The following is a 7,186-nucleotide window of genomic DNA, read 5'->3' as shown; positions in this document are numbered from 1 at the left end:
TGTCCAGCGCGTAGTTCGCCGGGTCGGCGTCGTACACCTGCGCGATGCCGAACGGATCGGCCGGGTTCACGTGGCAGAAATCGCACGCCTCGGCAGAACTCGAGCGCAGCAGGTACTGGCCGTCGATGTATCCCGCGCCGACGTCCTCGGCCTCGTGGATGGCGTGACACTGGTTGCAGTAGTTGGTCGTGTCGAGCCATCCCGTATGCGGGCTGACGCCCGCGGCCGGAACGCTCCAGCCGCTCGCGAGAGCGACGGCCGGCATCGCGAGCACGAACACCGCTAGAGCCACGAACAGAAGAGTCTTCTTCACTTGCATGCACCTCCTCCCCGTGAAAGGGATCCCTCACGTTCCGCATGCGGCGGCGAGAGGGCCGTGACTGTTTCCCTCTGGTGTGGATTGTCGGCGTTCATGCGCGATAAGGGAAGACCCTATCCGCGAACGGTTCGGACAAGGTGCTCGGCTCCCCGCGCGCCCGGAACGCGGAAGGGCCCGGGAGCTTTCGCGCTCCCGGGCCCTTCTCTTCGAGCCGTCCGTCACACCGTGGAGGGGCTTCCGTGACGACTAGAAGTTCGAACCGACCAAGCCGGCGTGGCAGTCGAGACAGACGGTGTCCATCTCCTCGCCGCCGTTGCCGTTCCCGTCGTACGTGTCGACCAGGAACTGGGCACCGGCGGTCAGGTGCGGCCAGCTGTTGGCCTGCACGAACCCACCACCGGAGTGGCAGTCACGGCAATCGGTCGAGGCCGACGACGCAGCCTGGACCCCCGCGGGCGTGTTGAGGTTCGCCGTCATGATGTGCGAGACCTCGTCGCCGTTGCCGTCATGGTTGTCCCAGCCCGTCACGTCGTTGTTGTCGTGACAGTCCGCGCAGAACTCGGTCTCGGTCGTGGCGGCGTCGAGGTCACCGATCGGGTCCTCCAGGAGGATGGCCGAGCCGGGGATGCAGTTGGCGCCGTGGACCGAGTGGCACGACAGGCAGGAGAAGTCGATGTTGTAGTCGAAGAGCGGGTCCGCCGTGCCGGCCGGATCCGCCGAGTCCGGAACATCGACGGCCGCGATCAGCGTGTGCTCGAAGCCGGTGTCCAGCGCGTAGTTCGCCGGGTCGGCGTCGTACACCTGCGCGATGCCGAACGGGTTGGCCGGGTTCACGTGGCACAAGTCGCACGCGCCGGCAGAGCTCGAGCGCAGCAGGTACTCGCCGTCGGGGTACGTGGCGTCCTCGGCCTCGTGGATGGCGTGGCACTGGTTGCAGTAGTTGGTCGTGTCGAGCCATCCCGTGTGCGGGCTGACGCCTGCGGTCGGCGCGGTCCAGCCGCTCGCCAGGGCGACGGCCGGCATCCCGAGCACGAAGAGTGCGAGAACCACGAACAGAAGGGTCTTCTTCACTTGCATGCACCTCCTCCCCGTGAAAGGGATCCCGGACGGGGCGCCCTCGCGGCCGTGTTCCGGCCGCCCGCCCCGTGGGGCCTTGCTACAGGGGCCCGGGGGCTTGTCGCCCTCGGGCCCCTGTCTTCAAGCGGTGCTCGCACCTTGAAGGTGGGGCTCCGACTAGAAGTTCGAACCGACCAAGCCGGCGTGGCAGTCGAGGCAGACCATGTCCATCTCGTTGCCGCCGTTGCCGTTCCCGTCGTACCCGTCGACCAGGAACTGCTGTCCGGTCGTGGAGTGCGGCCAGCTGTTGGCCTGCACGCCCGTACCGCCGGAGTGGCAGTCACGGCAGTCGGACGAAGCCGACGTTGCCGCGGCGTAGCCGCCCGGAGCGTTGAGGTTCGCGGTCATGATGTGCGTGACCTCGTCGCCGTTGCCGTCGTGGTTGTCCCAACCCGTGCGGTAGTTGTTGTCGTGGCAGTCCGCGCAGAACTCGGTCTCGGTCGTCGCGTCGTCGCCGTCGTCCAGCGGGTCGGCCAGCAGGATCGCCGAGCCGGGGATGCAGCCCGCGCCGTGGACAGAGTGGCACGACAGGCAGGTGAACGAGGCGAGGACGTAGTCGTCCAACGGGTCTGCCTCACCGACAGCGTCGCCCGAGTCCGGAACGGTCGCGGCAGCCAGCGTGTGCTCGTTGCCGTTGTCCAGCAGGTAGTTCGCCGGGTTGGCGTTGTACACCTGCGCGATGCCGAACGGATCGGCCGGGTTCACGTGGCAGAAGTTGCACGCGTCAGCAGAACTCGAGCGCAGCAGGTACTGGCCGTCGATGTATCCCGCGCCGACGTCCTCGGCCTCGTGGATGGCGTGACACTGGTTGCAGTAGTTGGTCGTGTCGAGCCATCCCGTATGCGGGCTGACGCCCGCGGCCGGAACGCTCCAGCCGCTCGCGAGAGCGACGGCCGGCATCGCGAGCACGAACACCGCGAGAGCCACGAACAGAAGGGTCTTCTTCACTTTGCAAGCACCTCCTTCCCGTGAAGGGATTCCGTGCCCGGCCGTTTCCGGCCGGGGTCGGAGATATCTCGTGGGCGATGTCGCCCGGACATCCGTGTCAACACGCACGCGCGAAGCGCAGCCGCACACGCGCACAAGCTTAAGTTAGGTTATCCGCCATGAGTTGTCCATACCTTGCGCATCACGCCTCCGCGAGCGGTCGATCGGCCTCTTCGCGGCGCCTGCGGGCGGCGCGCCACACGATCCAGACGACCAGCAGCAGGAGCACGAGCAGCGGCAGGCACCACAGGCACCACGGCCCGATCCACGTGCTCGGCTCGCCCAGCACTACGTTCGCACCCTTGCCGCCACCCGGGCGCAGGTTCGCCGGGATGTCGAAGCGTACGCGGACGACGCGATGGTTGAGCTGGTCGGTGACCAGATAGGTGTCGTTGCCTTCGTACGCGATGCCGGTCGGCCGGTAGAACGCGCCGCTGATGCTCTCCGTGTCGCCGATGAGCTGGATGCGCGTCCCGTCCGGGTTGCGCAGATCGAGCGCGTTGGCGAACGTGTCGACGATGACCAGCATGTCGTGCTCGTCGATCGCGATGCCGGCGGGTAGCTCGAACTGCGACTTGGCGCGGTCGTACATGTCGACCGGCGGCGTGCCCACGGTCGACAGCAGCCGCCCGCGGTCCGTGTAGTACTTCATCCGGCGGTTGAGCGAGTCGGTGACCACGATGGTCCCGGTGCTCAGGCGGGCGATGCCGTTGGGATGCGCGAAGTCCTCGGGCCGCTTGCCGAACCCGGCGCCCCACTCGCGCAGCTTCTTGCCCTCGAGGTCGTACACGCGCACGTTCTCGCGCGACGTGACGTACAGCTCGCCGTTGAGGATGCGCGGGATGAGCGGCGGGTTGTCCGGCTCGTAGAAGACCTGCTTGGTGACGGTCTTCATGTCCGGCGACATGATCACGAGCTGGCCGTGGGCGCCGTCGTTGCCCGAATCCGTGACGTAGATGCGCCCGTCCTCGCCGACGCACACGCCCACGGGGCAGTCGAGCTTGCCCTGGCCCCAGACGCCGCCGTGGTAGACGGCGACCTTGGCACCCTGCTTGGTGAGGCGGACGAGGTTGCGGGCCATGCCGTCCGTGACGATGAAGTCACCGTTCGGGGCGACCGCGACGTCGTGCGGGTTCTGGAAGCGCTCCTTGCTCGCCGGCCCGAAGCCGAAGTACTGGTCGATCTCCTCGACCTTGACCTTCGCGTCCGGGTCGGTGATCTCGACGTCCTTGGTGGGCGGGTTGACGACCTTCACGTAGAAGAACGCGAGCCCGCACAGCATGAGCAGCATGAGCACGAGTACGACGGCCAGCACGATCGTGCTGCGCGACTCGCGGTGCTCGTCGGAGCGGTCGCGCCGGACGACGCCGTCCGGCTCGGGCGTGTCGTAGATCGAGGGAGTGTCGCTCACTTGCCGCCTCCCGTCGCCTCGGCGGAGCCGCTGGCAGCGGCCGCCGGCTTGACGCCGAGGCGCTCGAGCGCGGCGCATGAGTACTCATAGTCGGGGACGTACCGGATCGACTGCTGGTACTTGGCGATGGCCAGCTCGCGCTTGCCGAGCTTCTCGAAGCACACGCCGAGGCGATAGAGAGTCGACGAGTCGAACGCGTTGATCTTCAGGACCTCCTCGTAAGCGTCGGCGGCCTTCTGCCACTGCTCCTCGGCCTGCAGCCAGACGCCGAGCTGCAGCCAGACATCCGGGTTCTTGGGCTGGCGCACGGACAGCGCCGTGAGCGACTTGATCGCCTTGTCATGGTTCCCGTGGCGCCAGTCGATCTCCGCGAGGCCCGTGATGGCGACCGCATCGTCCTTCTTGATCTTCAGCGCCGCGTTGAATTCCTTGCGAGCCTCGTCCTCCTGCTCGTTGACGAGCAGCGCGACGCCGAGGTTCGCGTGCGCACGCGCCGACTTGGGATTCTTGGCGACCACCTCGCGCAGCTCGACGATCTTCCACTCGACCTGGTTGGCCGGTGCGTCGGTGCGCCTCGGCCCGCTCGTCACGGACCACACGACGAAGGTCACGCCGACGAGCGTGAGCACCACCGACGCCATGACCGCGCGGCGCAACAGGCGGTTGAAGCGGCGGCGGCGGAGCACCTCGGGAGAGGGCTCGCTTGGCTCGGCCAGCCCCTGCGCTTCGGAAGCGTCGGGGGCGGGCGCGCCCTCAGGCGCGCGGGTGTCGTTCTCGGACATGGGTACTGATCCTTCCGGGGGAAAGGGTCTTCTTCGACGCGGCTAGTCGACCGAGCCGCGGACGTGACACCTGGCGCAGTATGTTGCCTTGTGGCACTCGAAGCAAGGCGACGCGCCCGTCTCGCGGACGATGTTGAAGTGCTGCTTCACCCACGGGGTGCCGGGCTTGGCCTGCTGGTGATGGCAGTTGTCGCAGAACTCGGTCTCGGAACTGGCGCCGATCTTGCCGTGGCAGTTGTCGCAGACCTTGGGCTTCGCGTGGCCCACGTCGCCGTGGTTCTTGGCGAAGTCCGTCGGGTGCGGCATCGTCAGGCCGTGGCAGCCGGAGCAGAACTTGTCGAGGTTGTGACAGGTCGCGCAGTACTCGCGGTCCTCGAGCGCCATGTCCGCGTGGCCCTTCGAGGCGCCCTTCTTCGCGTAGAAGCCCCGCTCGAGGTGGTTCGCCGGCTTCAGCTCGAAGTCGGCGGGGTGGCAGGCGCTGCACGCGCCGGGCGCCTCGTAGGTGACCGGCAGGGCGGCGACCTCGAGCTCCTCGGCGCCGGTGCCCTCTTCCGATGCCTCCTCCTCCACGGTCTTGGGCTGACCCTCGGCGACGGCTCCGGGGTTCTGCGTGTGGCACCGGAAGCACCACTTCATCTTCATGAAGTCGGCGTGCTTGCGATTCGGCTTGCCCGTCGTCGGGTCGGCCAGCGTCAGCTCGAAGTCCTCGGGGTGCGCCACACGGTTGTGGCAGATCGTGCAGCGGATGCCCTTGTCCTTGTGCGCCTTGTGGTCGATCAGCACGCCGTCGCTCGGGGTCGCGACGCGGTTCGGGCCGTGGCACTGCTCGCACTGCTCGGAGTCCATGTCCTTGCCGGAGACGGCGAGATGGGACTCGGCGTTGAGCGGCAGCTCGTAGCGCTTCGTGACCGTCAGGTAGACCTCGCCGAGCGACTTCGCCTTGTGCAGCACGAACTTGATGATGTTGCCGTCGGCGTAGCCGTGGCACGCCATGCACGAGATGTTGGCATGCGACGATGACTCGTACGCCAACACCGTGTCGTCCTGGACCTTGTGGCAGCTCTTGGAACAGAACCAGCGCGTCGAGGTGACGCCGAGAGCGAAGATGACGACGACGGCGAGCACGAGGACCGCCACGCCGGACCATATGATCGCCCGCGGACGGCGGACGGGGTCGGAGAATGCCGCGAGCGGCGAACGCTTGGTCACGGGCGGTTCCTTCGCGTCTTGTCGCTAGTACTTCACGCCGACCGGCGAGTGGCACTTGCGGCAGATGTAGTCCTTGCCCCAGTACTGGCCGCCGTAGGTCTGCATGTTGGGCCACTTGAGCATGGCACTGAACGGCGTGCCGTGCGGATTATGGCACGAACTCACGCAGGTCAACGGCTGGCCGGCGAGCGGGTCGTAGAAGACCGGGCGGACCGGATGGTTGTTGTAGCCCGGATCGTCGTAGCGATGCGGGGCGTGGCAGTTCAGGCAGATGTCCGGCGTGCGCTGCTGGAGCAGCGGGCCCCACTCGGAGCCGTGCGGCGTGTGGCAGTCGATGCACAACGTGTCGAAGTGCAGAGACGCGTCGTAGGACGCTTGGATCGCGGACCCATGACACTCGTAGCACATGTTGTTGTTCCGGGCCGTCAGCAGGGCCGGGTAGTCCGCCGCGTGCGGGTCGTGGCAGCCCTGGCAGTCCAGCTCCACCGTCCCGACCGGGTGATGGCTGGTCTTGACGAAGTCCTTCGCGATGCCGGGGTGGCAGTCGTAGCACAGCGGCGGCGTGTTCTTGTTCAGCAAGGGCATGTAGTTGGAGCCGTGCGGCTCGTGGCAGCCGGTGCAGTCGTCGTAGAGGAACGGGTTGTGCTGCACGGCCTTCAGCGACAGCGGCGCGACCGTCGGGTGGCAGGTGAAGCACAGGTCGCGCTGGTTGTCGACGAGGATGCCCCGCCAGTCGCTGCCGTGCGGGTCGTGGCAGTTGAGGCACCAGCGCTCCTGGACCGGCGGGTGCACCTGGGCGCGCGCGAGCTGGGCGCCGATCGGGTGGCAGGTCACGCACAGGTTGCGCTCGTCCATCGTGAGCAGCACGCGGTACTTCGCTGCGTGCGGGTCGTGGCACGCGGTGCAGTAGCCCTTCGCGAACGGGTTGTGCGTGTAGTCCGAGTTCATCTGCGGGCTCAGGTTGCCGTGGCACATCCAGCACAGCTCGGTCTCGGGCATGGTCAGCTCGGACTTCTCGCCCTTGACCTTGGCGCTCTGCTGCGAGACGAGCTCGCCGCCCTTGTGGCTGCCCGTCACGCCCGCGACGCCGTCCCAGGCCCAGAGCACGAACTTCAGCGGCAGCCACTCCATGCGGATGCGCGTCTGCTGGAACGTCCTGTAGCCGCCGGCGCGGACCGTGTACTCGATCTCCTTGCCGTGAGGGGTGTGACAGACGGTGCACTCCTTCTTCAGGAAGGGGTCGTGCACGGCCGGCCAGGTGAGTTCGGGGATGAGCTCGGTGTGGCACTGGAGGCACTCGAGGTTGCGCGCGATGAAGCGGACGGTGTCCGGGTCGCGGTTGACCCAGACGTCGACCGTGGT

At 67.2% G+C, this 7,186-nt stretch carries 7 protein-coding genes; all 7 read right to left on the bottom strand.

Going from position 1 to position 7,186, the window contains the following annotated elements; all coding sequences use genetic code 11:
- A partial coding sequence (locus FDZ70_04605) for a hypothetical protein (GenBank protein ID TLM78064.1) occupies positions 1-313 on the bottom strand: 313 nt, incomplete at its 3' end.
- A gap of 252 nt (positions 314-565) precedes the next feature.
- The gene (locus FDZ70_04600) at positions 566-1,396 is read right to left on the bottom strand and encodes a hypothetical protein (GenBank protein ID TLM78063.1); all 831 of its coding nucleotides are present in this window, start codon (positions 1,394-1,396) and stop codon (positions 566-568) included.
- Between the two features lie 156 nt (positions 1,397-1,552).
- Positions 1,553-2,383 carry a hypothetical protein gene (locus tag FDZ70_04595; GenBank protein TLM78062.1) on the bottom strand — a complete coding sequence of 277 codons (831 nt, stop codon included), beginning with the start codon at positions 2,381-2,383 and terminating at the stop codon, positions 1,553-1,555.
- A 181-nt stretch (positions 2,384-2,564) separates the two neighbouring features.
- Positions 2,565-3,911: a hypothetical protein gene (locus FDZ70_04590; protein ID TLM78061.1), complete on the bottom strand. Its 1,347-nt coding sequence runs from the start codon at positions 3,909-3,911 to the stop codon at positions 2,565-2,567.
- Positions 3,830-4,615, bottom strand: coding sequence for a tetratricopeptide repeat protein (locus FDZ70_04585; protein TLM78060.1), 786 nt, complete (start codon positions 4,613-4,615; stop codon positions 3,830-3,832). Before FDZ70_04585 ends, FDZ70_04590 begins: the two co-directional genes overlap by 82 nt.
- A 42-nt stretch (positions 4,616-4,657) precedes the next feature.
- Positions 4,658-5,824: a hypothetical protein gene (locus FDZ70_04580; protein TLM78059.1), complete on the bottom strand. Its 1,167-nt coding sequence runs from the start codon at positions 5,822-5,824 to the stop codon at positions 4,658-4,660.
- 24 nt (positions 5,825-5,848) lie between these two features.
- A partial coding sequence (locus FDZ70_04575; GenBank protein TLM78058.1) for a hypothetical protein occupies positions 5,849-7,186 on the bottom strand: 1,338 nt, incomplete at its 5' end.

The sequence above is a fragment of the Actinomycetota bacterium genome, from assembly GCA_005774595.1.
Taxonomy (GTDB): domain Bacteria; phylum Actinomycetota; class Coriobacteriia; order Anaerosomatales; family D1FN1-002; genus D1FN1-002.
The sequence above is the reverse complement of the archived record's forward strand: the minus strand, read 5'-3'. Positions and strand labels throughout refer to the sequence as shown.